The organism is Geodermatophilus sp. YIM 151500 (assembly GCF_025716945.1).
Lineage (GTDB): Bacteria > Actinomycetota > Actinomycetes > Mycobacteriales > Geodermatophilaceae > YIM-151500.
Genome location: NZ_JAOVZT010000010.1, coordinates 129,662 through 156,274, shown reverse-complemented (window position 1 = coordinate 156,274; position 26,613 = coordinate 129,662). Strand labels below are relative to the sequence as shown.

General features: G+C 73.0%; 23 protein-coding genes and 1 pseudogene. 5 read left to right on the top strand and 19 right to left on the bottom strand.

Annotation, left to right across the window (positions count from 1 at the left end; genetic code table 11):
• Nucleotides 1–306 precede the first annotated feature (306 nt).
• Both OF117_RS16615 and OF117_RS16610 read left to right on the top strand, forming a co-directional pair.
• Nucleotides 307–636 (top strand): helix-turn-helix domain-containing protein, encoded by a 330-nt coding sequence (locus OF117_RS16615; RefSeq protein ID WP_263553953.1) that lies wholly within the window; start codon nt 307–309, stop codon nt 634–636.
• Nucleotides 637–1,540: 904 nt separating this feature from the next.
• Nucleotides 1,541–1,684 (top strand): hypothetical protein, encoded by a 144-nt coding sequence (locus tag OF117_RS16610; protein WP_263553952.1) that lies wholly within the window; start codon nt 1,541–1,543, stop codon nt 1,682–1,684.
• Between the two features lie 10 nt (nt 1,685–1,694).
• On the opposite strand, the gene OF117_RS16605 is transcribed toward OF117_RS16610, so the two are convergent.
• The 4 genes from OF117_RS16605 to OF117_RS16590 form a co-directional block, all read right to left on the bottom strand.
• The gene (locus tag OF117_RS16605) at nt 1,695–2,204 is read right to left on the bottom strand and encodes a flavin reductase family protein (protein ID WP_263553972.1); all 510 of its coding nucleotides are present in this window, start codon (nt 2,202–2,204) and stop codon (nt 1,695–1,697) included.
• Between the two features lie 127 nt (nt 2,205–2,331).
• Nucleotides 2,332–3,537: an acyl-CoA dehydrogenase family protein gene (locus OF117_RS16600; RefSeq protein WP_263553951.1), complete on the bottom strand. Its 1,206-nt coding sequence runs from the start codon at nt 3,535–3,537 to the stop codon at nt 2,332–2,334.
• A 5-nt stretch (nt 3,538–3,542) separates the two neighbouring features.
• Complete coding sequence (locus OF117_RS16595) at nt 3,543–4,925, bottom strand: FAD-binding oxidoreductase (RefSeq protein WP_263553950.1); 1,383 nt, start codon at nt 4,923–4,925, stop codon at nt 3,543–3,545.
• 62 nt (nt 4,926–4,987) lie between these two features.
• Complete coding sequence (locus OF117_RS16590) at nt 4,988–8,188, bottom strand: ATP-binding protein (protein ID WP_263553949.1); 3,201 nt, start codon at nt 8,186–8,188, stop codon at nt 4,988–4,990.
• A gap of 300 nt (nt 8,189–8,488) precedes the next feature.
• Here OF117_RS16590 and OF117_RS16585 point away from each other — a divergent pair, with 300 nt between their 5' ends.
• Nucleotides 8,489–8,695 (top strand): hypothetical protein, encoded by a 207-nt coding sequence (locus OF117_RS16585; RefSeq protein WP_263553948.1) that lies wholly within the window; start codon nt 8,489–8,491, stop codon nt 8,693–8,695.
• 41 nt (nt 8,696–8,736) lie between these two features.
• Here OF117_RS16585 and OF117_RS16580 read toward each other — a convergent pair.
• The 5 genes and pseudogenes from OF117_RS16580 to OF117_RS16560 all read right to left on the bottom strand — a co-directional run.
• Nucleotides 8,737–8,886, bottom strand: a pseudogene (locus OF117_RS16580) (ABC transporter ATP-binding protein); the annotation flags it as partial.
• Nucleotides 8,883–9,908, bottom strand: coding sequence for an NAD(P)-dependent alcohol dehydrogenase (locus OF117_RS16575; RefSeq protein WP_263553947.1), 1,026 nt, complete (start codon nt 9,906–9,908; stop codon nt 8,883–8,885). The gene OF117_RS16575 and the pseudogene OF117_RS16580, both read right to left, overlap by 4 nt.
• Nucleotides 9,905–10,651 carry a DUF4386 domain-containing protein gene (locus tag OF117_RS16570; RefSeq protein WP_263553946.1) on the bottom strand — a complete coding sequence of 249 codons (747 nt, stop codon included), beginning with the start codon at nt 10,649–10,651 and terminating at the stop codon, nt 9,905–9,907. The genes OF117_RS16575 and OF117_RS16570 overlap by 4 nt, the downstream gene beginning before the upstream one ends.
• Nucleotides 10,652–10,677: 26 nt before the next feature.
• Entirely contained in the window at nt 10,678–10,938 is a 261-nt protein-coding gene (locus tag OF117_RS16565) for a hypothetical protein (RefSeq protein WP_263553945.1), read from the bottom strand.
• Nucleotides 10,939–11,047: 109 nt separating this feature from the next.
• Entirely contained in the window at nt 11,048–13,756 is a 2,709-nt protein-coding gene (locus OF117_RS16560) for a LuxR C-terminal-related transcriptional regulator (RefSeq protein ID WP_263553944.1), read from the bottom strand.
• 467 nt (nt 13,757–14,223) lie between these two features.
• Here OF117_RS16560 and OF117_RS16555 point away from each other — a divergent pair, with 467 nt between their 5' ends.
• Nucleotides 14,224–14,685 (top strand): hypothetical protein, encoded by a 462-nt coding sequence (locus OF117_RS16555; protein WP_263553943.1) that lies wholly within the window; start codon nt 14,224–14,226, stop codon nt 14,683–14,685.
• A 67-nt stretch (nt 14,686–14,752) separates the two neighbouring features.
• Here OF117_RS16555 and OF117_RS16550 read toward each other — a convergent pair whose 3' ends face one another.
• The 3 genes from OF117_RS16550 to OF117_RS16540 form a co-directional block, all read right to left on the bottom strand.
• Nucleotides 14,753–15,721 carry a LysR family transcriptional regulator gene (locus OF117_RS16550; protein ID WP_263553942.1) on the bottom strand — a complete coding sequence of 323 codons (969 nt, stop codon included), beginning with the start codon at nt 15,719–15,721 and terminating at the stop codon, nt 14,753–14,755.
• Nucleotides 15,721–17,250, bottom strand: a complete 1,530-nt coding sequence (locus tag OF117_RS16545; RefSeq protein ID WP_263553941.1) for an aldehyde dehydrogenase family protein — start codon at nt 17,248–17,250, stop codon at nt 15,721–15,723. Before OF117_RS16545 ends, OF117_RS16550 begins: the two co-directional genes overlap by 1 nt.
• 184 nt (nt 17,251–17,434) lie before the next feature.
• Nucleotides 17,435–18,598 carry an NAD(P)/FAD-dependent oxidoreductase gene (locus tag OF117_RS16540; protein ID WP_263553940.1) on the bottom strand — a complete coding sequence of 388 codons (1,164 nt, stop codon included), beginning with the start codon at nt 18,596–18,598 and terminating at the stop codon, nt 17,435–17,437.
• 105 nt (nt 18,599–18,703) lie between these two features.
• Here OF117_RS16540 and OF117_RS16535 point away from each other — a divergent pair, with 105 nt between their 5' ends.
• Nucleotides 18,704–19,618, top strand: a complete 915-nt coding sequence (locus OF117_RS16535; RefSeq protein WP_263553939.1) for a LysR family transcriptional regulator — start codon at nt 18,704–18,706, stop codon at nt 19,616–19,618.
• A gap of 44 nt (nt 19,619–19,662) precedes the next feature.
• Here the strand turns inward: OF117_RS16535 and OF117_RS16530 are convergent, their stop codons facing one another.
• The 7 genes from OF117_RS16530 to OF117_RS16500 all read right to left on the bottom strand — a co-directional run bounded on the left by OF117_RS16530 (nt 19,663) and on the right by OF117_RS16500 (nt 26,243).
• Entirely contained in the window at nt 19,663–21,105 is a 1,443-nt protein-coding gene (locus OF117_RS16530; RefSeq protein WP_263553938.1) for a VOC family protein, read from the bottom strand.
• Nucleotides 21,102–22,268 carry a Glu/Leu/Phe/Val family dehydrogenase gene (locus OF117_RS16525; protein ID WP_263553937.1) on the bottom strand — a complete coding sequence of 389 codons (1,167 nt, stop codon included), beginning with the start codon at nt 22,266–22,268 and terminating at the stop codon, nt 21,102–21,104. Before OF117_RS16525 ends, OF117_RS16530 begins: the two co-directional genes overlap by 4 nt.
• Before the next feature lie 217 nt (nt 22,269–22,485).
• Nucleotides 22,486–23,781 (bottom strand): MFS transporter, encoded by a 1,296-nt coding sequence (locus OF117_RS16520; RefSeq protein WP_263553936.1) that lies wholly within the window; start codon nt 23,779–23,781, stop codon nt 22,486–22,488.
• A 54-nt stretch (nt 23,782–23,835) separates the two neighbouring features.
• On the bottom strand, nt 23,836–24,432 hold the full coding sequence (locus tag OF117_RS16515) for a TetR/AcrR family transcriptional regulator (protein WP_263553935.1): 597 nt from the start codon (nt 24,430–24,432) through the stop codon (nt 23,836–23,838).
• 31 nt (nt 24,433–24,463) lie between these two features.
• Nucleotides 24,464–25,090 (bottom strand): sugar O-acetyltransferase, encoded by a 627-nt coding sequence (locus OF117_RS16510; RefSeq protein ID WP_263553934.1) that lies wholly within the window; start codon nt 25,088–25,090, stop codon nt 24,464–24,466.
• Between the two features lie 74 nt (nt 25,091–25,164).
• Complete coding sequence (locus OF117_RS16505; protein ID WP_263553933.1) at nt 25,165–25,359, bottom strand: hypothetical protein; 195 nt, start codon at nt 25,357–25,359, stop codon at nt 25,165–25,167.
• A gap of 152 nt (nt 25,360–25,511) precedes the next feature.
• The gene (locus OF117_RS16500) at nt 25,512–26,243 is read right to left on the bottom strand and encodes an alpha/beta fold hydrolase (RefSeq protein WP_263553932.1); all 732 of its coding nucleotides are present in this window, start codon (nt 26,241–26,243) and stop codon (nt 25,512–25,514) included.
• Nucleotides 26,244–26,613 lie beyond the last annotated feature (370 nt).

Genomic DNA, 26,613 nt, shown 5'->3' with positions numbered 1-26,613 from the left:
CTGACGGACGGACGGCGCACCTCTCGAACGGCCATCACGGCTCATCTCCTGCTGCCAGCCCGTCGCACGGATGTCCGCGTACGTCCCGACCGCACCGTGCACGCGCGGAGCACGAACCGTCAGCTACGGGTGGAACACGGCATAGACGAGACCCCCGGCACGCTAGAACCCGGCCGTCACGGGGGCGTCACCGCGCACGGGGCATTCGGCGTGAGGCCGCGTGCAGCACCCGGACACCGAAATCCCGCCTGACAGCGGCGTGTTTCTTGCTTGTCGGAGTAGGCCTGATGCACAGGGGCGTGCTCGATGGATCTGCGGGAGCGAGTGGTGGCCGCGGTCGATGCGGGGATGAGACCCGGGGAGGCGGCGGCCCGGTTCGATGTGTCGGTGCGGACCGTGGAGCGGTATGTGGCCCGCCGACGCGGCACCGGCAGCCTGGCGCCGACCGCGCAGCGGCACGGGTCGGTGCCGGAGAAGAAGAACCGTGTGCAGTCCTGGCTGCCGGCCCGCCTGCGGCAGGCCGCCGATGCCACCCTGGCCGAGCACGCCGCCGCCGTCGCCGTCGCCATCGCCGAGCGGCGTGGTGGTGTCGACGGCGACGATGTCGCGATCGCTGGCCACCTTGCCGGTCGATGATCCGGCGCAGGCGGTGACCCCGCCCGGGCGGGCGCGGCGACCGGGTCGGCCGGTGAAGGGAAGAGCCTGAGCGCCACCGAGCGCGACGAGACCGCGCGCGCCGCGTGGCGCACCGAGATGGCCTCGTTCGATCCGGCTCGGCTGGTGGTCGTCGACGACTGCGGCACGCACACCTCGATGACCCGCTCGCCGCGCCCGGGCGCGGCGCGGCGAGCGGGCCCGCGGGCGGGTGCCGCGCAACCGCGGCCCGGTGACCACCCTGCTGGCCGGGCTGAGCCTGGCGGGGATGCTCACCGCGATGACCGTGGACGGCGGCACCGACACCGCGGTGTTCGCCACCCATGTCGAGCACTTCTGCTGCCCGCGCTGCACCCCGGGCGCATCGTGGTCGTCGACAACGTCGGCGCGCACAAGCCCGACCGGATCCGCGCCCTGGTCGAGGCAGCCGGCCGGCGGCTCGTGTTCCTGCCCGCCTATCGCCGGACCTGTCCCCGGTAGAGGAAGCGTTCAGCAAGATCAAGACCCTCATCCGGGCGGCCGCCGCGCGCACCCGGGCGGCGCTGGACGCCGCTATCGCGGTGGCCCTGGCCGCGGTCACCGCCGCCGACGCTGCCGGCTGGTCCGCCCACGCCGGCTACCCGGCCCGACAAGCAGCCTGATCACGCTGTGAGGGCTCGTTCACCGGTCTCGGCGATCCGCCCGATCGCGGCCGGCGCTCCCGCGATGTTCTCGCGTCGGGGGTGCGGTCATCGATCTGCTCCTGCATGCCTCGCCGTACCGCTCCCGAACCTGCCGCAGCCGGTGGGCAGGAACTACTCGGTACCACGGAGGTCCGGGTTCGCCGTCCGGCGGCCCACAAGGCCGGCCGGATCGGTTCGTCGCATGTAAGGCGCGTGTCAACACCGTGAAGGCACTGGGATTCACCGATGCCGGCGGGCGGCTGCTGTTCTGCGGGCAGACCCGCCCGGGTCTCATCCATGATCTGCCCCAGGTCCTCCAGGCCGGCCTGGTCGAGTTGCCGGCCCCATCCCCGGCGTCACCCTGCTGACCGATGCCGGCTACCAGAGCCTGAGCGCGCAGACCGCCGGCGCGGTGCTCCCTCCGTGAACCGCCTCCTGTCCAGCGGGCTTGCAGAATTCGCCGTCGTAGAGCAGGAGCGGCGCGTCGAGGCGTTCGGCTGATCCCGCTACGACGTCGCCCACGAGCACGATGTGATCACCGCACGGCCACACCTGCGCGACCAGGCAGTCGAGGCTGGCGAGTGCATCGAGGACGACGGGCGAACCGGTCACCAGCGTGGTTTCGGCGATCCCCGCGAACCGCTGGGCAGGCGTTCGCGTCCTGTCCGCGAAGCGGGTCGCCAGCTCGCGCTGCTGCCAGCCGAGCACGTTCACCGCGAATCTGCCTTCGGTGAGGATCGTGGACAGGGTCCGTGACCCGCGGGCGAGGCACACCAGCACCTGCGGCGGGCGTAGCGACACCGAGGTGAACGCGCTCACGGTGATGCCCTCCGGGCCGTCGGGTCCCCGACAGGTCAGAACCGTGACGCCCGCAGCGAACCGCCTCATCAGCGTCCGGAAGCGGGCGGGGTCCACTCCGGGCCGTTCCGAGGTGCCGCATGTCGCTGACGGCATGGTTCCCACCTCGTGGATCGCGGGTCGGCAGATCAGAGATCGATCACCGGGAGCCGGCCCGCTAGAAGGCGACCACGGGGAAGTCCGCGTGAACCCCGAGACGTACCTGCCCGAAGGTTCCATAACGCTGCTCCGAGGCCCAGACGTGGTGTCTCATCGTCTGGACGTCCCGGAAGCAGCGTTCCAGCGGGCTGGTGGCGCGAAACGCCGTCGTTCCGGCGATGCTGCAGGCGAGTTCCACCGCCTGGACGGCGCTGCCCATCGCGTGGGCCAGCCCGAGCAGGAGCTCGGCCTTCTGCTCCAGCGAGTGGGCCCGGCCGTCGAGGCATCTCTGCCACGCAGCATCCAGGGTGTCGAGTAGCAACAGGCGCCCGGAGCGCAGGATCGCCTCCCCCCGTCCCAGCTGGACCTGGGCGGACGGGCGGTCCTTCAGCAGGCCGTTCGATCCCACCGGAGACTTGGTCCGGGCGAGGTCGGCGACCACGTCGAGCGCCCGACGCGCCACCCCCAGCATCGGCGTGGGGATGCCGCTCGCCGCGACTCCCACGACCGGGAGCCGGTACAGCGGGCCGCGATAGTGGGATCCGGGCTCGAAGGCCGGCACGAACGGGAATGTCCGGTACGTCGGCACGAACACGTCGGTCACGGAGATGTCGTTGCTTCCCGTGCCCCGCATCCCCATGACGTCCCACGTATCGACGATCTCGCACTGCTTGCTCGGGAAGTAGGCCATGCGCATCTCGGGCTCGCCGCCGGCGGACTCCCCCTCCACGACGACCATCGACAGGATCCAGTCGGCGTCGTAGCAGTTGCTCACGAACGGGGCACGACCAGAGACGCGGTATCCGCCGAGGGTCGACGTCGCCCGCAGCGGGCGGCCGAACTGACCCGCGATGAGGATGTCCGCTCCGCGGCCATAGATCTCCTCGGCTCCCTCGTCGGGGAGACGGCAGCAGAGGAAGGCCCAGTCCAGCGGGTTCTCCAGGGTCCACGCCGCCGCGGAGTCGTGGCGTCCGATCTCCTCGATGACGACGGCACGGGTGACCGGATCGGTCTCCGACCCTCCGAGCGATCGAGGCGTCGTCATGCGCAGGAGACCCGTCGTGCGCAGTGCATCGAGAACCGGCCGCGAAAGGCGTCGCTCCCGCTCGGCTTCGTCGCTGTACGCCCGGATGATCGGAGCGATCCCGCGCGCTGCGTCGATCAGCGAGCTGTCGGGCTCCCGATGCACGTCGCGCGTTCCCTGCGTCGCCAGCAGTCCGGTCATCGCGCTCACATCCCCTTCACCGGAGTGATGTTCTGGTTGACGTGGAAGAGGTTGTCCGGGTCATAGGCCGCCTTCACGGCGGAGAGCCGCTCGTAGTTGGCGCCGTAGTTCGCGGCGGCACGGTGGTCGTCGTCGCCGGACATGAAGTTGATGTAGCCGCCTTCGCCGTCCGAGTGGGGATGGATGGCTGCGTAGTAGTCCCTCACCCACGTGGTGTTGGCCTCGTTGTCGGCCGGGTCCGGCCACATCCCGACGATCACCGGCGAGAAGCTCTTGTCCCGGTGCCCGAAGGCGGTCTCGTCGGCACCGACCCGCTGCGCCGCGCCGTTGATCGCGTGGAGATGCATGGACGAGTGCACGCTCGGCGTCCGCTTGCCGTGTTCGACGTGAGCCGCGATCGCCTCGTCGGTGAGCTCCGAGGTGAAGTCCGCTTTCCAGTAGTTCTGCATGCCCTTCGGGACGAGGTCGTCGAAGGCGCTCTGCAGGGCCGGGAACGGCATCGACGCGACCTGCTCCGCCTGCACTTCGGCGACGTCGCGCAGCGGCCGGAGCACCCGCTCGGCCTCCTCATGGGGACCGTTCCAGCAGGTGACCAGCACGCAGAACAACTCCCCGACCCGGTTCTCGGGGATGAACGGCAACCGGGGCGCGATCTGCCAGCCGAAGAAGCATCCCAGCGACTCGGGCGCCTCCTCGATGTAGGAGCGGTAGCACTGCAGGACCGCCGTGGCGTCGTCGACGTCGTAGAACAGCGGGCCGCCCACGACGTCACCGACCTGGTGGAGCCGGAACTCGAAGCTGGTGACGACACCGAAGTTGCCGCCGCCGCCGCGTAGCGCCCAGAACAGCTCCTCGTTGTGGTAGTCGCTGGCCGTGACCTGCCGGCCGTCGGCGAGCACGACATCGGCCGAGAGCAGGTTGTCGATGGAGAGCCCCGCGCTCCGGGTGAGGTAGCCGATGCCGCCACCCAGCGTGAGACCTGCCACCCCGGTCGTGGAGACGACCCCGCCGGGCGCGGCCAGGCCGAAGGGGTAGGTCGCGTGGTCGACATCGCCCCAGGTCGCGCCGCCCCCGACCCGGGCGACCTTCCTGGCCGGGTCGACCCGCACGCCGTTCATCGGTGACATGTCGATGACCAGCCCGTCGTCCACCGTCCCGAACCCCGGGACGCTGTGACCCCCGCCTCGAACGGCCAGGGGGACCCGGGTGTCACGGGCGGCGGCCACCACGGCCATCACGTCCGCCGAGTCCGTGCACCGGACGACGGCGAGAGGCCGGCGGTCGTGCATGGCGTTGTACACGGCGCGGGCGTCGTCGTAGTCGGGATCCGAGCCGTCGATCACGCGACCCCGCACCGTCCGGGTCAGAGCCCCGATCGTGTCGTTCACGGCGTGCTCCTCTGGTCGAGTCCACCGAGGATGCACGGACCGGCGTTCCGGAAGCGTTCCGCTCAGCGGGAGTCGCTCAGAAGCCCGGTGGCCGTCCGGAACGCGGGGAGATCGCGGCCCGAAGGGATGGTCTCGACGAGGCTCCGGAGTTGCTCCCGCAGCGCCCGACCGGGGTATCGGCTGGCCAGGGAATCGAGAGCACGGAGCTGCAACCAGCTCGCGCCCTGCCCCGCGGCGACCTCGACAGCTCGGCGCAGCGCAGCAGCAGCTCCGGGGGCTCCGCTTCGATACGCCAGCTCGCCGTCGACTCGCCACAGCTCGGCCTCGAGGTAGTGCTGGCTCCGGCGGTGCGTCCACGAGAGCGCCTCGCGTGTCGCGGCTCGTCCCTCGTGGAGTTCGCCGGTCATGCCACGAGCTCGCGCGAGGAGCAACAGCGTGTAGGTCAGGTGGAGGCTTTCCCCCTCGGTGCGCGAGCGCGCCACCGATCGCACGATCCGCTCGATCCCCCCGGATGACCCCTCGCAGACGTCCAGCCAGCCCCGCAGGGCGTCCCCGACGATCATGAGGTAGGGCATCGGCAGACGCTTCCCCAGGAGCTCGGCATCCCTCAGCAGCTCGGCGAGGCGGACCAGGTCCTCGGATTCGGCCGCGATGATCGCCGCGTAGGTGAGGACGTACCACCGCGTCATGAAATGATCGAGATCGACGGCCAGCTGCAGGGCGGCACGGGCCCTCTCGTCGGCCCGGGCCGCGTCTCCCGTCCACAGGTCGACCCAGGCCAGGCGTACGAGACAGACCGCCTTCGGGTCCTGGGCGTACAGCGCGAGGTGCTCGTTGCGATGGGACACGTCGTAGCCCTCGACAGCGCCCTCGAGGAAGTGCCGGGCCCTGGCCAGATCACCGCGCCAGAAGGCGCTCACTCCCAGGAGATACCGACCCTCGGTCCGAGCGATCGGATCATGACTCTCGTGGTCCACGAGAGCCTGGCCGAGTCTGCTGGACTCGTCGAAACGGCAGCCCTGCAGCCGGGCGAGGCCGAGACCGCGCAGGATCGGGGGATCCACGGCTCGGTGGAGCATGCGGCAGAGCGACAGAGCTCGCGCGTAGAGCTGGTGCGCTCCAGGAGAGCCGTACCCCTCGAGCGCCACCAGGGGTGAGCCGAGCGCGATCCGGATGTCGAGTTCGAGCGCATCGCGGCTGGGTGAGGGTGGCAACTCCGCCAGCAGTGCGAGGGCCCGGCGGAACATCCTGACCGCTTCGTCGAGAGCCGACACCGACACCGCTCGGGCTCCGGCCATGCGGAAGGCGTCGATGGCCGGTTCGACCATGCCGGCCTCGTCGTAGTGTGCGGCCAGCTGTGGGCTGGCCGCTGCGAGGTCATGGCGGAACTCGACCGCGATCGCCTCGGCAACGGCCCGGTGGACGTGCCGCCGCCGAGCCGGACTGATCGTCTCCAGGGCGACCGCCCGAAGCTTGTCGTGGCTGAAGTCGTAGGTGAGCCCCTGGTCGCGGATGATCCGTCGACGCCAGAGCTCGTCGAGATCGTCGACGAGCGCTGGCTCGCCGCTTCCGGTGGCCGAGGCCAGCAGCCCGACCGAGAAGGACCGACCGATGACCGCTGCCACCTCGGCGAGCCGCCGGGTGCTGTCAGGGAGCTGATCGAGCCGGGCGCCCAGCACCGCCCGCATCGTGGGGGTGAGCGCCGCCCGCCGGTCCTCGGCGGAGACGCCGACCCGGAGGACTTCGATGACGAAGAGGGGGTTGCCCTCGGTCTCTGCCCAGAGTCGGGCCGCCAGCTCGGGGGCGATCACGTCCGCATCGCGGACCGCGGCCGCGAGTGCCGCGGTCGTGGCCCGGTCGAGCCGGTCGAGTGGCACGGTGGTGACCGCCCGGTCGTGGCCCAGCGCGTGGACGAGCCCGACGAGCGGATGGTGCTCAGGAACTTCTTCCCAGCGGACGGTACCCACGATGAGGATGGGTGCCGTCGGTCCGGATCGGACCACGTAACCGATCAGTTCGATCGTCTCGGCGTCGCACCACTGCAGATCGTCGACGATCAACAGCCTCGGGCGCTCGCCGACGATGGCCCGGCCCACTGCGTCGAACAACCGGTGGCGCTGGGGCAGGTCGCCCGACCGGACCGAGGCAGGTGACTGCGAAGCCTCGTGGAGCTCGGGGAGGAGACGAGCGAGTTCGGCCCGCCAGATTGCGCCCAGCGTGTCGATGTGGCCGCGCAACGCATCCGACCGAAGAAGGTCGACGACCGGGCCCCACGGCAGCCTGCCCGCAGCCTCGTACGCCCGAGCCGACGCCACGGCGTGTCCCTCGGCGCGAACGCGCCGACCGAACTCCCGGGCGAGACGGGACTTCCCGATCCCCGGTTCGCCGGCGAGCAACACCAGATGTGCTCTCCCCTCCCGCGCCGCCCTCCACGCCCGGTCGAGCCTGTCCAGCTCGAGCACGCGGCCCACGAACGGCACCTCCGCCACCGGGGCTGTCTGCGCGCCCTGCCGTTCGGTGCGGTGGGGTGTCGTGGGCCGGAGCTGCCGGTACACCGCCCGGATGGCGTCGCTCGGTTCCACCGCGCCGTCGCGTCCCAGCGCCTCCGCGTACCGGTGGTAGGAACGCAGCGCCGCGTTGCGGTCGCCGCGCGCCAGGTGCGTTTCCATCTGGATTCGAACGGCCGCTTCGTCCGTCGGCTCCAGGTCGATGATGCCTCGGGTGTGCCTGATCGTCGCTGCGTGGTCGTGGCGCCGCACAGCCTGTTCCGTCAGGCGCACGAGGACCCCGTACGCCTCCGTCCGAAGCTTCGTCCGCTCGTCCAGGACCCAGTCGTCATAGCACGCGGGCAGGAGATCGCCCGAGTACAGGCGCGCGGCGAGCTCGAGATCGCCGACGGCGATGGCATCGCGGAAGCTCAGCACATCGACCTCGCTTCGCCCCGTCGGGATCCACCGCACGACCTCGTTGTCGATCTGCACGAACTCGCCGACGTCAGGAAGGGAGTGACGGAAGTCGTGCAGCAGCTTCCTGAGGTTGGTCCGCGCCTGACCTTCGCCGGAGTCGGGCCATAGCACGAACGCGAGCCGGGAGCGGTGCTGCACCTCTCTCCGCAGCGCGATCAGCGCCAGGAAGCGCTGCAGCCGCAGCGAGTCGAACGCCTGGAGGCGACGGCCGTCCAGGACGACGTCGACGCCACCGAGGAGCCGGACCTCGAGGCGCGCCGGCGATTCGCCACCGCCCCTGCTCGTCGCTCTCGGCATGTGGTTCTCCAGTGGGGCACCGGCCTTCCGGAGTCTGTTATCCCACGGTTCGTCCCCGCCGTTGCCCGGTGACCGGGAGTTCGCGTGGGGCGGCGACTCCCGTGGGGGCGCCGCCGCGGAGCGGGCCCGGTGGAGCGGCGCTGCAGCCTCACCACGCACGCAGCGTCTCCCTGTCCCGGAGGACCTGAGCCGCCTCGGCACCGGTCGACGGTGCGGCGTGGGCGTGAACGCCCGCTTCCTCCTGCTCGACCCGCGGGGGCCGACTTCTGGCCCGACTGGGACCGGGCGGTCGACGACGTCGTGGCACTGCTCCGCAGCCAGGCCGGCCGCGCTCCGTTCGACGAGGTGCTCACCGACCTCATCGGGGGGCTCTCCACCCGCAACGACACCTTCCGCGCCCGCTGGGCCCGGCACGACGTGCGCCAGCACCTCACCGGACCGGGGTGCACACCCTTGGCGTCGAGCAGCGCCCCGGCCTCGCTCAGCGGGGAGCGGTGCTCGGCGTAGGGCTTGCCGTTGACCGTCACCGTGCCCGAGGTCGGCCGGTCCGGGCCCATGACCATCCGCATGGTGGTGGACGTGCCCGCGCCGTTCGGCCCGGGGAAGCCGGTGACCGAGCCGGGAGCGATGGTGGAGCTGGCGCCGTCGACGGCGGTCTTCTCGCCGTAGCGCTTGGCCAGCTGGTGCGCCTCGATCATGACGATGCGTCCTCGGTCTGCTGGGCGGTGGCCTTCGGCGCCGGCTCTTCGCCGGTGAGGCGAAGGACGACGTTGCCGCGCTTGCGGCCGGTGTCGACGAAGCGGTGCGCCTCGGCGATGTCCGCGAGGTCGTAGGTCCGGTCGCGGACGGGCCGGTAGGCGCCGACCTCGGCGAGGGCGACGAGGGAGGCCAGGTCCTCGGCGGTGGGCTTCCCGACGTCGGCGGTCACCAGATGGCCGGTCCGCCGGCGGCGCAGCGGGGCGAGCAGCAGCCCGGGCAGGTCGGTGATCACCAGCAGCAACGCACCACCGGGTTCGAGCAGGTGCCGCACCCGCTCGAACGGGGCGTTGCCGACGCAGTCGACGATCACGTCGTAGGTGGCCGGCTCGGCGGTGAACTCTTCGGTCGTGTAGTCGATCACCCGCTCGGCCCCCAGGGACGTGACGAGCTCGCGGTTGGCGGCGCTGCAGACGCCGGTCACGTGCGCGCCGGCGTGCGCGGCGAGCTGCACCGCTGCGGTGCCCACCGCGCCGGACGCCCCGTTGACCAGCACCGACGTGCCCGGCACGAGGTCGGCCTGCTTCAGGAAGCACCGGGCGGTCAGCCCGCCGAAGACCAGCGTCACCGCGTCCTCGAACGGCATGTTCCGCGGCTTGTGCGCGATCGCCGCGCCGCCTGGCACCCGGGCGTACTCGGCGTGGCCGCCGAAGTCGGCGCCGGTCATCGCGATCACCTCGTCGCCCCGCCCGAAGGCGGTGACGTTCGCCCCGACGACCTCGACGACGCCGGCGACGTCGAAACCCAGCACTGGCCGCTTCGGCCGGAACAGCCCGATCCCCATGGCGGCGAGCAGGCCGAGTCCCCGGGGCACCTCGCGGCTGCGGGCGCGGTGGTCGGCGGCGCTGACGGTGCTCGCGCGCACCCGGACGAGCACGTCGTCCGGCCCCACCGACGGCCGCGGCAGCACCTCGATCCGGACGGTGTCCGGCCCGCCGAAGCGGCGGTAGACCGCGGCCCTCATCGGAGCGACCCAGCGGGCGGAAGGGCGGCGACGGCGGCCGGCCGGAAGCCCTTGACCGTCAGGTACACGCCCAGGGAGAACTCCCACACCGCGATCGGGATCGTCGCCACCGCGGCGGCCACCGACACCCGGTCGTAGAGGCCGAAGAACATCGCGATGTCGGAGGCGAGCAGCAGCGGCGCGCCGATCAGCCCCAGGGTGGGCAGGATGCGCGGCACGAGCGCGGACCGGTAGAGCGCGTAGCCCAGGCACAGCGCGTTGAACGCCGGCATCAGGGCCTGGGAGAGCAGGAACGTCCAGTCGTGGGCGGCGCTCAGGGCGTGGCCGGTCGTGACCAGCGAGTCCGGGTCGGCGTCGGCGGTGCCGGCGACGTCGGCGCGCAGGGTGAGCAGGGTGAGCACGCTGACCACGCCGACGATGATCAGGGCGCCTTCGGCGACCCGGGAGGCCACGAAGCCCATGGCGGCCGTCTCGCTCTGCCGCTTGATCACCGGGTAGAGCACCACGGCGGTGCCGACGCAGGTCACCGCGACGACGACCTCGGAGAAGGCGGCCAGGAGCACGCCGCTGTCGCTGCCGGCGCCCAGCACGAAGCCGGCATCCCTCCGCGCGTCCTGGTAGAGCGCGAGGGTGGGGATGGACACGAACGTGAGCAGGTAGAGGATGCCGGCGGCGCGGGAGGTGCGCCGCAGTGGGTCCGTCGCGGGTCGGGTGGCTGCGGCGGGGGGTGCGGTGGTGCTCATGGCGCTGTCCTTCCGGGGGTGGTGGGTCACGCGGTGGGGGGGCGCGGCTGCTCTGGGTCCAGCGGGGTGACCGAGAGCAGCGGCACCCCGAGGTCGCGCACCTTCTGCAGCAGGCCGTGCAGCGCTGCCTGGTCGGTCACCGGGCCGCGCAGCGCCGTGGTGCCGTCGACGGTCGTGGTGACGCTGAGCCCGTCGAACCAGGCGGCCCACCGGGGGTCGAGGCGGCCCTTCAGCCGGATCTCGTACCACGGGGAACCGTCAGGACGTCCGACGGGTGATGCGCTCATGTGGGCTTCTCGCTTCCTGGCTGCGGGCAAGCTAGGAGGCGGGGTGATGAGCGGGGATCACCACACCTGGTGATCGGGGTGGTGATCTCGCCGGAGGACGACCGGGCGGTCAGCGCTGAGGTGCGGGCGAGAGCAGGTTGAGGTCGGCGGCCCGTCGGACCGCTGCCCGGCGGTTGTTCACGCCGAGCTTGGCGTAGATGTTCCTGGTGTGCGTTCGCACCGTGTTCAGCGACACGAACAGCTCCCGAGCGATCTCTGGGCCGTCGAGCTCGGTTCCGAGCAGCCGCAGGACGTCGAGCTCGCGCTTGCTCAACGGCTCGACCAAGGCGTCCTGGTGGATCGGTCCGTCGTGCTGGGTGGCGTCGATGGCGGCCAGCAGCCGGCGGACATAGCCGGACGCGATCTCCCGCGTCGCGGCTGCTCGGAGCAGGGAGGCCATGGGCAGGCCCTCGTCGACGAAGATCCGGACGTAGCCCTCCGGCTCCGCCAACGTCAGAGCGCGTCGCAGGGCCGCCTCTGCGGCTGGGACGTCGGCCAGGGCTTGGCAGGCGAGCGCCTGCAGCACCAGGATCTCGAGGACGCTGCCTGTCCGGCCACCGTCCTGCGCCGCGTGCAGGAGTCGCTCCAGAAGTCCGGTCGCCTGATCGACCGGGTCGAGGTCGCGTGACGCAGCGTGCTGCGCCAGGAGCGCCCGGGCCAGGGTGATGTGCTCGTACTCGCCCACGTAGTCGAGGTCGTCGTCGGCGGACAAGCCATGCTCACGCGCCCAGTGGAGAGCGCTCTCGAGCCTGCCGTGGGCGATCCACATCCGTGCTCTGACCGCGGGGATGGGCTGAACATCCGGAGAGAAGTCGCTGTTGTACCAGCGCTCCGCCTCATCGAGCAGCTCCAGCGCACCCTCGATGTCGCCGTCCAGCTGGTGAAGCCGGGCCATGGCGAGGCGGCGGCGGTAGGGGTTCTTCGGCAGGCCGCCGTGATCGCCCAGTTCCTGGCTCCGCCGCAGATGGTGCCGGGCGGCCTCGAGATCGTTGCGCTCCAGAAGCAGCTGGCTCATGCCGACGTGCATGTCCGCCGCTCCCCTCAGCGGCGGGTCGCACTGCTGGGCGCGCTGCAATCCCTGCTGGTAGGTGCGCATGGCCTCGCGCAGCCGACCCTGGGCGATGCGGATGTCGGCCAGAGTGATGGCGCCGCCGATCACGTCCGAGCGGTACCCACCCTCGTCCAGGCTCGCCATGCCCTCGGCGTACCAGCGATGCGCCGCATCGAGGTCCCCGGTCGTCCAGTACGCCAGGCCCAGGATGGCGGCCGGTCCTCCGCGCCCGAGATGGTCGTCCGGGCCGGCGAGTTCGAGCGCCCGTCGGGCGTGCCCCATGCTGCCGGCCACGTCTCCGTGGACCAGCGCGTGCCCGGCGCGGTACATGGCGATCTGAGCGGGCAGGCGGCCCCAGGCCTCGTCATCCGCGACGATCATGTCCGCGGAGGGTGCTGTCCTGTCCAGCCACCGCTCGGCGTCTCGCAGCCGCGCCTCGACGCCTTCCACGTCTCCCGTGGACATGAGGGCCCCGACGTACCCGGCGCTCAACACGGGTCGGGCCTCGAACAGTTCCTCGGGGAGGGCCTCCATCCAGCGGCGCAGCGTGGCTTCCTGGCGCCCCTGGCCCAGCTCGGGGATGGCCAGCTCGACGAGGTCGGCTGCGCGCGCGTGGTCAGCGGCGGCCAGCGCGTGCCGGATGGCCTCGGACCGTTCGCCGTTCCGTTCGAACCACGCGCTCGCCCGCCGGTGGAGGTCCGCGATCTGATCGGGCCACTCGTCCCGTAGATGGGCCTGCAAGACGTCGGCGAACAGGTGGTGGTAGCGGTACCAGTGGCGGCGATCGTCGAGCCGGACCAGGAACAGGTTCTCCCCGTCGAGGGCCTGCAGGGTGGCCTTGCCGCCGTCCCCGCCCGTGACGGCGTCGCACAGCGACCCGCTGAGCCGTTCCAGGACGGAGGTCTGCAACAGGAAGCGCCGGACGTGCTCGGGCTGACGCTGCAGGACCTCCTGGATCAGGTAGTCGACGATGTACCGGTCGTCACCGGCGAAGCCGGCGATGAAGCCCGCGACGTCGTCCCGGCCCTTCAGCGAGAGCGCCGCCAGCTGCAGCGCGGCGATCCAGCCCTCCGTGCGCGCCTCCAGCGCGACGACCTGTTCGGCCGTCAGCGCCAGCCCCATCGCCTCGTTCAGGTACGCCGCGGCCTCGTCGGCCGTGAAGCGCAGGTCATCGGCACGGACCTCGACGAGCTCGCCACGTGCCCGCAACCGGCTCAACGGCAGCGCCGGATCGGCGCGGGTGGCGATCACCAGGTGCATCCGGGAAGGCGAGTGCTCGAGCAGGAAGGTCATCGCTTCGTGCACGTCGCGCGCCGAGACGACGTGGTAGTCGTCCAGGACCAGGACGATGTCGTCCTCGAGGGCGTCGAGCTCGTTGACCAGGATCGCCAGCACCTCGTCGATCGACGCGTGGGGCTCCTGCAGGCGGGTCAGGGCCTTTCCACCCACCTCCTGCGCCGCCCTCTGCAGCGCGGAGAGGAGGTAGGTCAAGAACAGGACCGGGTCGTCGTCCCGCTGGTCGAGCGCGAGCCAGGCCGTCGACGGTCTCCCAGCGGCGGCCAGCCACTCCGTCAGCAGAGTGGTCTTCCCGAACCCAGCAGGCGCCGAGACCAGTGTCAGGACCGCCTCGTCGCCGCGGCTGAGCTGCTCGAGGAGCCGGGCGCGGGCCACCAGGCCGCGCCGCCGCCGGGGCGCATGCAGCTTGGTCGTGAGCAGAGGCCCCACCACGACCACCTCCCTGGAGGGGCCAGGCCCCGGCGTCGACGACTCTCGTCACCGGCCACACCGTCGGCTCCGGAGACGCATCGTGGCAGCCGCGCCGCGCGGTGTCGACGGCCCGTGGCGCCGGCTACCTGTGTGGTCAGGTGCTGTCGGCGGTGCGGCGGGGCGCGGCACGGACGCGGATGCGTTCGCCCTGCGGGCCCAGCAAGCTGAGGATCCCTCGTGGGTGCGCAGTTCCGGGTCACCGGGCTCGGGCGAGATGATCGTCTTCCAGGCCTGGATGCCTCCGGGGTTGCGGGTCAGGTCATCGGCGCGCCAGCCCACCCGGTGATCTCCGACGGGACGCCTGCCCCGCGCCGGGCGACGTCACCACCCCGATCACATCCTCTGGTGATCTCCGGTCACCACGTCGCTTCCTATCGTCAGCCCCAGCCGCGGCGCCGCCGCAGCCACCGGGAACGAGGGACACCGCCATGACCGTCCACAGCACTCATCTCGCCCCCACCGCCGATCGTGGCGTTTCGGAGGATCTGCCGCTCTGGCGGCTGAACCTGATGCGGATCGGATACGCCGTGATGGGAATCGGTCTCGCGGTGGTGCGGTGGCCGGACGTCATCGCCTACGACCGATCCATGCCGCTGTACGAGGGAGTCGTCGCCGTCCTGCTCACCGCCATGTCCGTTCTGGCGTTCCTCGGGCTGCGCTACCCCGTTCGACTGCTGCCGATCCTGCTCTTCGAGTCCCTGTGGAAGCTGATCTGGCTGTCCGTCGTCGCCCTACCCGCGGGGTTGGCCGGTGCAGTGGACGCCGCCATGAGCGAGATCATCGTCAACTGCTCCCTGGTCGTCATCATTCTGGCGGTCGTTCCGTGGCGATACGTCCGGGCGCGGTACGTCACCGCGCAGGGCGAGCGCTGGCGCGGAGCAGCTGCCTGACCGATCACGGCGATGCCCCCGTCGGGCGACGGGCTGTAGGTGCCCCGAGGGGCGATCGGGGCCCTCGTCACCCCGAGACCGCCCGTCCCGTACCGGTCGAGGCAGCGGACGCCTCCAGGACCACGCTCGCCGCCGGGTCGTGCAGGGCGCGGGCGGAGCGGTGCAGGGCGGTGACGACCCGGTGCACGGCCGGGTCGTGGCGGCCGGTGCGGGTCAGCACCTCGACGTGCCGGTGGGCCTCGACACCCACGAGCCGCGCCGGAACCACCCCGGTATCGGGGACGTGCGCCAGGGCCGGCACGATCGCGATGCCCAGGCCGGAGCGGACGAAGCCGCGGACGACGTCGTAGTCGTTGCTGCGGTACGACACCCGCGGCTCGAAGTCCGCCTCGGCGCACATCCGCCGGAGGCAGGTGGCGCCGTCGGTGCCGTGGCGGGTGCCGACCCACGTCGCGTCCGCCAGCTCGTCGAGCCGCACCTCCCCCGCTCCGGCCAGCCGGTGTCCGGCGGGCAGCAGCAGGACCAGGTCCTCGCGGAGCAGGGGGGTCACCGACAGGGCGCTCGGTGGCCGCCGGGGCACCCGGCTGTAGCGGTGGACCAGCGCGGCGTCGAGGTCGCCGTCCCGGACCCGTGGCGCGAGCTCGTCGGGTTCCCCCTCGTCGAGGACGATCTCCACGGCGGGAGACGCGGAGCCGAGCGCGGCCAGCGCTGCGGGCAGCAGGCGCCGGCCGGCCGTCGGGAAGCTGCCGAGCCGGACCGTCCCGACGATCCCGTCGGCCCACGCGCGGAGGTCGTCCTGCAGGAAACCGAGCGCGCTCAGCACCTCCTGGCCGCGGGTGGCCAGGAACGCCGCGGCCGGCGTGGGGCGGATGCTGCGGGCGTCCCGCTCGAACAGCGGCAGGCGCACCGCTCGTTCGAGGGTGGCGATCTGCTGGGACACGGCCGAGGGGGTGTACCCCAGCTGCCGCGCGGCCACGGCGAAGGACCCGGTCTCCAGCACCCTGCCCAGGGTGCGCAGGTGCAGGGGGTTGAGCATCAGACGGAGAACTCGACGCCCTGGGCCAGGGGCAGCTCGCCGGAGTAGTTGATCGTGTTGGTGGCGCGGCGCATGTAGCCGCGCCAGGCGTCCGAGCCGGATTCCCGCCCGCCCCCGGTCTGCTTCTCCCCGCCGAAGGCGCCGCCGATCTCGGCCCCCGACGTCCCGATGTTGACGTTGGCGATGCCGCAGTCGGAGCCGTCGGCGGCGAGGAAGCGCTCGGCCTCGGCCTGGTCGGAGGTGAAGATGCTCGACGACAGCCCCTGGGGGACGTCGTTGTTCAGCGCGATCGCCTCCTCCAGCGTCCGGTAGGGCAGCACGTAGAGGACCGGCGCGAAGGTCTCCTGGCGCACGATGTCGGTCTGCTCCGGCATCCGCACGATCGCCGGCTCGACGTAGTAGGCGTCCGGCGCCTCGTCGGCGAGCCGGCGCTGCCCGCCCACGACGAGCTCGCCGCCCTGCTGCCGCGCGGCCGCCAACGCGTCCTGCATCGCCTTGAAGGCGGCGTCGTGGATCAGCGGGCCCACCAGCGTCCCCTCCGCGATCGGCGAACCGATGGGCAGCCGGCGGTAGGCGGCGGTGAGCCGGTCGGTGAGCTCGTCGACGACGTCGACGGAGGCGATGACCCGGCGCATCGTGGTGCAGCGCTGGCCGGCGGTGCCGGCGGCGGAGAAGACGATGCCGCGGGTGGCGAGGTCGAGGTCCGCCGACGGGGTCACGATCGCGGCGTTGTTGCCGCCGAGCTCGAGCAGGGAGCGGCCGAAGCGATCGGCCACCCGCGGGCCCACCGCCCGACCCATGCGGGTCGACCCGGTGGCGCTGAGCAGTGCGACGCCCGGGTGGTCCACGAGGGCCTCCCCCACGTCGCCGCCGCCGAGCACCACCTGGCTCAGGTCGGCCGGAGCGCCGGTCTCCGCGACGGCGCGGTCGAGCAGGGCGGTCGAGGCGAGGGCCGACAGCGGCGCGAGCTCGGAGGGCTTCCACACCACCGGGTCGCCGCAGACGAGGGCGATCGCGGTGTTCCACGACCACACCGCCACCGGGAAGTTGAAGGCGCTGATCACCCCGACGACGCCGAGCGGGTGCCAGGTCTCCATGAGCCGGTGGCCGGGTCGTTCGGAGCTGATCGTCCGCCCGTGGAGCTGCCGCGACAGCCCCACGGCGAACTCGCAGATGTCGATCATCTCCTGGACCTCCCCCCGGGCCTCCGAGGTGATCTTGCCGACCTCGAGGCTGACCAGGGTGGCCAGGTCGTCCTGGTGCTCGCGCAGCAGTTCGCCGAGGCGGCGCACGAGGCCGCCGCGGACCGGCGCGGGCACCGTCCGCCAGACCCGGAACGCCTCGCCGGCGCGGGTGACCGCGTCGTGCACGTCGGCCGCCTGTTGCCACCGCACGGAGGCGATCGGCCGGCCGTTGACCGGGGACGTGACAGGGCGGTCCCCGGCGACGGAGTCGAGGTCGACACCGCAGCGGGCGGCGGCCTCCCGCGCCGAGCGGGCCAGGTCGTCGGCGGTGGGCAGGGTGGTCACGAGCGGCTCCTCGGGATAGCAACGGCGGCCCCCGTGCGGGACCCGCCGCCGGCCCCGTCCCGGGCACCGCCCCGAGCGTGCGAGGGGCGGGGAGGACAGGGTCCTTTCACGGTGGGGGGCAGGTGGCCCTCCTGCAGGGTCCCGCCGCGAGCGTGCGAGTGGCGGGGGGCAGGAGGGTCCTTCATCAGACGATGTTGAGTTCGGGGCGGGCGTCCGCGCGGGCGAAGCGCGCGGCGCCCAGGCCGGAGACGTCCACGAAGGGCTCGTCCCCGATGTACAGGTCACGCACCACCTCGCCCACGGCGGGTCCCATGAGGAAGCCGTGCCCGGAGAAGCCGGTGGCGTACAGGAATCCCTCCACGGTGTCGGCGCGGCCGATCAGGGCGTTGTGATCGGGGCTCATCTCGTACAGCCCGGCCCATCCGCTCGCGATGCCGACCTCGGCCAGCGCCGGGGTGCGCCGCTCGATCGCCGCGCCCAGGCGCGGCAGCCACCCGTCGGACCGGGCCTGCTCGAAGCCGGGGACCTCGTCGGGATCGGACAGGCCGAGCAGCAGCCCCTCCCCCTCCCGGTGGAAGTAGAACGACGTCTCGAAGTCGATGGTGAAGGGGGTGTGCGGGTCGAGGCCGGCGACCGGCTCGGTGACCAGGATCTGCCGCCGCAGCGGCGTGACGGGCAGGTCGACCCCGGCCCAGGAGCCGACCTCGGCCGACCAGGCACCGGCGGCGCAGACGACGGTGTCGGTCCGGATCGTGCCGCCCTCGGTGCGCACCCCGTCGATCCGTCCGTCCCGGACGTCGATGCTGGTGGCCGCGCAGTGCGGCAGCAGCGTGGCCCCGGCCCGGCGGGCGGCCGACGCGTAGCCGGCCACGACCGACTCGGGGGTGCAGTGCCCGTCGGTCGGCGAGTACGCCGCGGCGAGCAGCCCCTCGGGAGAGACGAGCGGCGACAGGCGCCGGGCCTCGTCCACGTCGATCATGCGGCTGGGGACGCCGAGGTCGTTCTGCAGGGCGACGTTGGCCTCGAAGGCCGCCACGGATCCCGGCGTCCCGAGCAGGAACAGGTACCCGACCTGGGCGAAGTCGATCTCCTGGCCGAAGAGCCGCGGGAAGTCGCGGAAGGTCTCCAGGCTGCGCGCCCCGAGCGCGATGTTGACCGGATCGGAGAACTGCGCCCGGACACCGCCGGCCGCCTTGCAGGTCGAGCCGGACCCGAGGGTGCCCCTGTCCAGCAGGACGACGTCCCGCACACCGTGCCGGGCGAGGTGGTAGGCCGAGCTGAGGCCGACCACACCGCCGCCGATGACGACGACCGAGGCGGAGGACGGGAGGTGTCGGGAGGTGGTCATCGCGGTCCTCGGGGCTGGCGGGGCGCTGGACGTGCTGTCATCGTGGTCGCGACGACCGTGCAGCACAATCGACGTCCAGGCAGCTGTTCTGTTTAGCTCTGCTGCATGGACGTGGATCTGGACCTGGTCAAGCTGCGGACCCTGGTCGAGATCCGGGCCACGGGCAGCATGACCGCGGCAGCGGCGGCCCTTGGGTACACGACCGGCGCGGTGTCCCAGCAGATGGCCGCCCTGCAGCGGTCGGTCCGGGTCGAGCTCGTCGCCCAGGTCGGGCGCCACGTGCGGCTGACCGACGCCGGCCATCTCCTCGCCGACCACGCAGCGGGCCTGCTGTCGCTGGCCCGGCAGGCGGAACAGGCGCTGGCGGGCCTGCCCGGGCGCCCGCAGGCGCGCGTCGTGGTGGGCGTGTTCGGCACGGCCGCCGCCGCGTTGCTGCCCCCGGCCCTGGTGCGGGTGCGCGAGCAGACCCCCGGGGTCACGCTGCGGTCGGTCGAGGTCGACGTGGACGACGCCACGTCCGCCGTCGCCGCCGGGCGGGTCGACCTCGCCTTCGGCGTGGACTACCCGCAGGCCCCCATCCCCCGGGCGTCGGACGTCGCACTCGTCGCGCTCGGCACCGAGCGGTTCTCGATCGCCACGCCCGCCGGTTCCACGGCACGGGAGGGCCCGTCCTCGCTGCTCGACTTCGCCGGCGAGCCGTGGATCCTCCCCCCGGAGCACACCTCCTACGGCCGCGCCGTCCGCATGGCCTGCCGCAGGCTGGGCTTCGAGCCGCGGGTCGACCACACCGTCACCGACACCGCCTCGACGCTGTCCCTGGTCGCCGCCGGCCTCGGTGTCGCGCCGGTCACCGACCTCATGCTCGAGCTGCGGCGGGCGGGCCTGGTCGCGGTGCCGCTGACCGACCGCGTCGAGCGGACGCTGGTGCTGGCCCACCGGCGCGAGCCGGCGCCGCAGCCCGGGGTCCGCGCGGTCGTCGACGCCATCCGGGCCTCGGTGCCGGGCGGCCGGCCCGGCTGACCGAGCCGCGGCGGTGCGACCGGCGCACCGGCGGTGGTCCCGCGTCAGCGGACGCCGCCGCCGGCCACCGCCCCGACGGCCGGTTCCGGGCCGAGGACGATGCCCCCGGTGATGCCCAGCGCGGCCGCGGCACGGGCCAGCGACTCCGCCCGCTGCTCGGCGTACAGCTGCTCGGGAACCCGGATCCGACGGCCGATCGCCTCGGACAGCCACTCGGCGTCGCGGGGTGCCCCGCCCTGCGCCGCGTCCATCTCTCCCCGGCCGCTGAGGTTGGAGGCGAAGATGCCGGCCGCCGACCGGGGCAGGAAATCCTCGTAGACGATCGGCTCGGCCGACAGCCAGCCGCCGGCCAGCAGATCGGGCAGGTGCCGCGGCGGCTCGGTCCCGTCCGGGACGCGCTCCGCTGGTGCGAAGGTGAAGAACACCAGGTCCCGGCGCGCCAGTTCCGCCTCCGAGTCGGGCAGCCCGGCGGCCCACACCTCGGCGGCGACCTCCTGCCGCGGCCGGCCGGGGGCCCCGGCCGCGCGCCGGTCGACCTCGGCGACGAGCCGGTCGTAGAGCTCCCGCCCCCGGGGGGTCAGGGCTATGCCGCGCGCCTCCACCTCGCCGAAGCGCACCCGGAGCTCGCCCTGCGCGATGCCGCCGTCCGCCTCGCGGAAGGTCCGCGGTTCGGCGAGGGCCCGGAAGGAGGTCTGGCGCAGCAGGACGTCGGGCCCGTGCCACCGGGGCGGGCCCTGGATCTCGTCGATCATCCGGACGCCGCGGGCCGTCATGCTGGCGTAGAGGTCGTCGATGTCCAGGACGCGAGGCGTCAGGTGGTTGACGTGCGTGGTCGTCGTGCCGCCGATGTCGGCGGCCACCGCGGAGACGCGCTCCAGCTCGGTGTACCAGGCGCGGTCCACCGGGTCGGCGGACAGCGCGAAGGCGCCGGCGGCGAGGTCGAGGAACCGGGCGGCGTCGACCTCGCCCGGCTGCCCCTCCTGCTCGGCCCGGTCGGCGAGGCCGAGCAGCTCGTCGGGGAAGAGCCGGCGGGCGGCGAGGAAACGGGCGAGCCGCGCCTCGAGGTCCTCGTCGAAGAAGCGGCGGTCCTGCGGCACGAGCATCGAGGTGAAGCCCCGGAACGGGTTGCGGGCCAGCTCGGCGCGGTCGACCGGCCGGAACGCGGTGGAGACCACGGGGATCGGTTGGGGGTGGGCGTCGCGCAGGTCGTAGAAGCCCGTCGGGTGCATGCCCAGGGCACCGAAGACCCGGGCCACCTGGGCCAGCTCCTCCGGCGTCCCGATCCGGATGGCCGCGTGCCGCTCGGCGGTCACCCGGTCCACGGAGCCCAGGCGCTCGGCGGCCGCACCGTCGCGCTCCAGCACCCGCCGGTTCACCTCGTGCGACACCTCGACCAGCGTGGTGTAGGCGGGGACCTCCCGGCCGTAGAGCTCGGAGAGGCGGGCGGCGAAGCGTGCCCGGAGCTCGGGGGTGGCGACGGCGGTCATGGCAGCGGCTCCGGGGTGGGGTGGGCGGGCAGTCGCCGGCGCAGCCGCATCGCGGCCAGCACGCGGCGCTGGGCCAGCTGCCGGGCGGCCGCGTGCGGGGTCTCCTCCGTGCGCTCCGCCTCGGCCAGCACGGCGCCCGCGTTGGCCCGCAGCTTGGCCGAGATCATCGTGAAGACGTCGTCCGGGTCGACGCGGAACGGGGAGCGGCGCATGTCCATCGAGTGCGCCGCGGCGACGATCCCCCCGGCGTTGGCGATGAAGTCGGGCACGACCGGGATCCCGCGCTTCGCCAGGATCTCGCGGGCGCCGGCGGTGGTCGGCAGGTTGGCGCCCTCGACGACCAGCCGGGCGGTGGTGGCCAGCGCGACGCCGTCGTCGATGACGTCCTCCCGGGCGGCGGGCACCAGGACATCGGTGGGCACGGCGAGCGCGATGTCCGCGGGCTGCATCCCCCCGTATCCGCGCACGCAGTCGTCCCCCACGTCGTCCCGCAGCCGGGACAGCCGGGCGACGTCGAGACCGTCCGGGTCCGCCACGGCGCCGACGGCGGTGGAGACGGCGACCACGACCGCGCCCAGCTCGACGAACCGCCGCGCGGCCGCCTCCCCCACCGCACCGAACCCCTGGACCACCACGCGTGCACCCGCGAGCGGCCACCCCGACTCGGTCGCCGCGGCGTCCGCGGCCTCGGCGACGCCGAAGCCGGTCACGCCCAGCTCGTCGTAGGGCAGGCCGCCCAGCGCCCGGGGCAGTCCGACGGCCGCGCCGCGGTCCCCCAGCTCGTCCAGGAGGACGGCCGCGTCCTGCTCGGTCAGGCCCATGTCCAGCCCGAAGACGTACTCGGCCGGGACCTCGTTGCGCAGCGCCCGGGCGAAGGCCCGCAGCACCGCCTCCTTGTCCGGCGCGGTGGGGTCGCCCAGGATCCCCGCCTTCGCTCCTCCGTGGAACAGGTCGACCGCCGCCCACTTCCACGTCATGGTGCGGGCGAGCCGCGCGACCTCCCGCACGGTGAGCGTCGGGCTCATCCGGGTGCCGCCCTTGCCCATCCCCCGGGCCGTGTTGTCCAGCACCAGGACGCCGCGCATGCCGGACCGACGGTCCGACACGCAGACGACCTTCTCCGGGCCCCACTCGTCCACGAGCGAGAACAGGTCCTCCGTCACGACCGCCCCTCCTTCCGTGCTCCGGGGACGACGGCACCCGAGTCTGGGCTGCCGCACGCGCGGCAGGGAGCGCTGGAGCACAGGCACTCCTCGCCCTGGCACCAGCACTTCTGGTGCTCCCCTCGCCGGCGCCACGTCGGGGTGATCGGCCGCTATGACCCCATCCCGGCCGCCCGGCTCGCACTGCGGGCGCCCCGGGTCGCCGGACGGGGCGTGCTCACGGCTGGGTCGTCCCCGGGGCGGCCGCCGGCGTGCCGGGCGTGATCACGTCTCCGGCGCCGGCCTCGGGCTCGGGCGTGTGGGTGGGGGCCAGGACGCGCCCGAGCAACAGGACGACGACCCCGGCCAGGACGACGCCGACCAGCGCGACGCGCAGGCTGCTCGCGTCCGCGACGATGCCGATGACCGACGGGGAGACCAGGAAGCCCACGCGCAGCAGCCAGGTGACGACGGTCAGGCCGACACCGTGCGGCAGACCGGGCAGCTCGTCGGCGGTGTGCATGACCGCCGGGACGAGCGTCGCGACGCCGAGGCCGGCCAGGGCGAAGCCGACGATCGCGGTGCCGACGGACGGGACCGCGAGGGCGAGGCCCATGCCGGCCGCCGTGACGACTCCGCCGACGCGGACGACGCGGCGCTGCCCGAAGCGGTCGACGACCCGGTCGCCGACGAGCCGGCCGGCGGTCATCGCGACCTGCAGGGCTACGAAGGCGAGGCCGCCGACGGCGGCGCCGGCGCCGACCTCGCCGCGCATGTAGAGCGCGCCCCAGGTCGAGCCGGCGTCCTGGACGAACGCCTCGCACGAGGCGAGCAGGCCCAGCACGCCGAGCAGCACGAGGGTGCGGCCGGAGACGTGCCCGAGCAGTCGGCGGCGAGGGGCGGCCGGGTCGGGCTCGATGTCGACCGGGCTGGTGCGCTCGGCGTCCTCCGGGCCCGGGAGGAGGAACCGGTAGGCCACCACCGCGAGGACGCTGAACACGGCCGCGGACGCGGCCAGGTGCACGCCCAGCGGTACGGACAGCCCGGCGGCGGCGGACCCGAGCAGCCCACCGACCACCGCGCCGATGCTCCACAGCGCGTGGAAGGCGTTGACGATCGAGCGACCGTAGGCCCGCTGCACCCGGAAACCGTGCGCGTTCTGCGCGACGTCGACGACCGCGTCGAGCGCTCCGACGACGAGCATCAGTGCCGCGAACACGATCCACGCGGGGGCCAGTGGTAGGCCGGCCACGGCCACCGCCAGCACGACCAGTCCGAGCGCGGCGACCTTCGCCGAGCCCAGGCGCTGGATGAGCACCGGCGCGAGCAGCCCGGCCAGCAGCGCCCCGAGCGGCATGGCGGCGATGGCGCTGCCGAGCGCGGCGTTGCTCAGGTCCAGCCGGTCCTTGATGTCGGGCAACCGCGGGACCAGGTTGGCGTACAGGACCGCGTTGAGGAAGAACACCGCCGACACCGCCGCGCGGGCGCGGCGGAGACGCGGCTCGACGGCAGGAGCAGCGGACGAGGACGGCATGACGGAGGGCTCCTGGACGGTCGGGCGCAGGGGCGCGAGGCGACGACGGTCGCGTCAGCGGGTGATGCGGAACAGCGCGTGGCGGACCTGCTCCGGCGTCATGGGATCCGTCGAGAGGAACTGGTGCAGGACGAGCCCCTCGACGAGGGCGTCGAGCTCGCGGGCGGTCACCGGATCGAAGTGCAGTTCCAGCGCCCGCCGGCTGCGCAGCATCCAGTCCTGGGTCACCGCGCGCAGCGCCGGGCGCCGCGCAGCGGCGAGGTACAGCTCCACCGCCAGCACCAGTGCTCGCTCGTTGCCCAGGAGGTCGTCGGCCAGGTGCCGGGCGAGCGCGTCCAGGGCGGCCCGCTGGTCCGGCACGTCCCGCATCCACCCCTCGAGCGCCCCGGCGACGCGCTCGGCGTGCACGGTGAAGGCGGCCGCCAGCAGCTCGTCGAGCGAGGAGAAGTGGTAGGTCGTCGACCCCAGCGGCACGTCGGCGGCTGCCGCGATGGCGCGATGGGTGGCGCCGGCGACACCGTGCTCGGCGATGACGTCCAACGCCGTGGCGACGAGCCGCTCGCGCCGGTCGGGGTCGTAGCGGCGCGGACGGCGAGCCGGCTCGCCGGCCGGCGGGACGCCGAGGGCCTCCCCGGCCGCCTCGGCGCTCACGGCGGGTCCCGCTGCGCGGCACGGACCACCGTCAGGCCTCCTCGACGCCGGCGACGGCCTCGTCGCGCGCGGCGGGCTCCTCGATCGTGCGGACCACGCGGGCCGGGTTGCCGACGGCCACGACGTTCGCCGGCAGGTCCCTGCTGACGACCGCCCCCGCGCCGACGACGGTGTTCTCCCCGATGGTCACGCCGGGGAGCACGATGACGCCGCCGCCGAGCCAGACGTTGTCGCCGATGGTGATCGGTTCGGCCGCCTCCCACTTGTCGCGGCGGGGGCCGGCCTCGACCGGGTGGGTGGGGGTCAGCAGCTGCACGTTGGGACCGATCTGCACGTCGTCGCCGATGGTGATCGCGGCCACGTCGAGCGCGACGAGCCCGTAGTTGGCGAAGCAGCGTGCCCCGATGCTGATGTGGACCCCGTAGTCGACGTGCAGCGGCGGTCTGATCGCCGTGTCCTCGCCGACGGCGCCGAGCAACCGCTCCAGGAGCGCGCGGCGCAGCGGCTCCTGCCGCACGGTCGTCGCGTTGTACGCCGCCGTCAGGTCCAACGCCGCGGCGTTGGCCTCGGCCAGCTCCGGGTCGTCGGCGATATACAGGTCTCCGGCCAGCATCCGTTCACGCATCGAGCGCGGGTCTGCGTCCTGCTGCGGTATCACGTGGACAAGCGTACACATCGTCTGCCGGGCGGCCCGGCGCTGAGCTGCTCGTCGCCCGGCAGGCCGGCCGTCGGTCAGGGGCTCCCACCCATCCGGTCGGTGAGCGTGTCCAACTCGACGCCGACGGATTCGAAGGCGGCGGCGGCCTCGTTGAACGCGACCGGATAGTGGAGAGCGAGCAACCGCGCTTCCTGCTCCGGGCTCAGTCCCATGATCGGCAGCAGGTCCACGACGTGCTGGCGGGTGATCAGCAACCGGGTCAGGTCCATCGGTGAGCCTCCTCGAGGGCTCGTCTGCGGATGGTTGCCGTCCAGAGTCTGCAGGCCCGCCCCGTACCACCATGAGGAACACACGCAGGAGTGCAGTTCCTCGCCATCGCGGCGATCGAGCCGGCCACAAGGCAGGCCGCCTCACACCGCTGTCAGGCCGGGATCGACGTGACCGCCTCCACCGCCGCCAGGATCGTGGCGGCGACCTCGTCGGGCTGCGAGACCGAGAGCGCGTGCGAGCCCCCGGGGAGCACACGGACCTCGCGGGCACCGGCCCGTTCGGCCATGAACCGCTGGAGGACGGCGGGGATGTTCAGGTCGGCGTCCCCGTACACGAACCACGTCGGTCGCTCGCGCCACGCCGGCACCCCCGCGGGCAGTCCTTCTCCCAGGGCACGGTCGGTGACGGGACGCTGCGTCGCGGCCATCACGACGGCCGTGCGGACCGGGACGTCGGCGGCGAACTGCGAGGGGAAGGCGTCCTGCGCGATCCGCAGGTCGGTGCCGCCGTCGGACAGGAGGGTGCCGACGAGCGTCTCGGCCAGGGTGCTGCCCGGGAACCTCGTGGACAGGGTCAGGGCGGACTCCCCCGGTTCGGGACAGAAGGCGCCCACGTAGACCAGCGCCACGACGGCGTCGTTGCCGGACGCGGCCGCGGTGACCACCATCCCGCCGTAGGAGTGGCCGACGAGGACGACCGGACCACCGACGCCCGCGAGCACGTCCCGCAGGTAGGTCGCATCGCCGGAGAGGCCGCGCAACGGGTTGGCGGCGGCGATCACCTCGACCGGGTGCGCATGCAGCCGCTCGATCACGCCGTTCCAGCTCGCCGACTCGGCGAAGGCGCCGTGGACGAGGACGACGGTGAGCCTCTCGTCGGCCATGGTGGACCTCTCTCCGTCTCGGACGGCCTCCAGCGCCGTGCGCAGGAGCCCGGACTCCTCGTGTCGGGCGCATCGGAGCTGCTCGTCCAGCGTCGGCTCGGTCCTCCCCGGGACGCCACGAAGAAGCCACGCAGATCTGCACTTCCTCCTTCTCGGCGGCCCGCCGCAGGCCGACGATCGCGGCGGAGCACGTCGATCCCATAGCGCGCGACGGAGGAGGAAGCCGTGAGGACGACGTCCGGTCACCGGCTCGAGAACCAGACCGAGCCGGCCGCCCGTGCGGGTCACCGAGCACCCCCGATCACGGCGGCGGCCCTGCTCCGCCAGCTCGGTGACGTCATCGCCGACGTGCCCCTCTTCCTCACCGCGC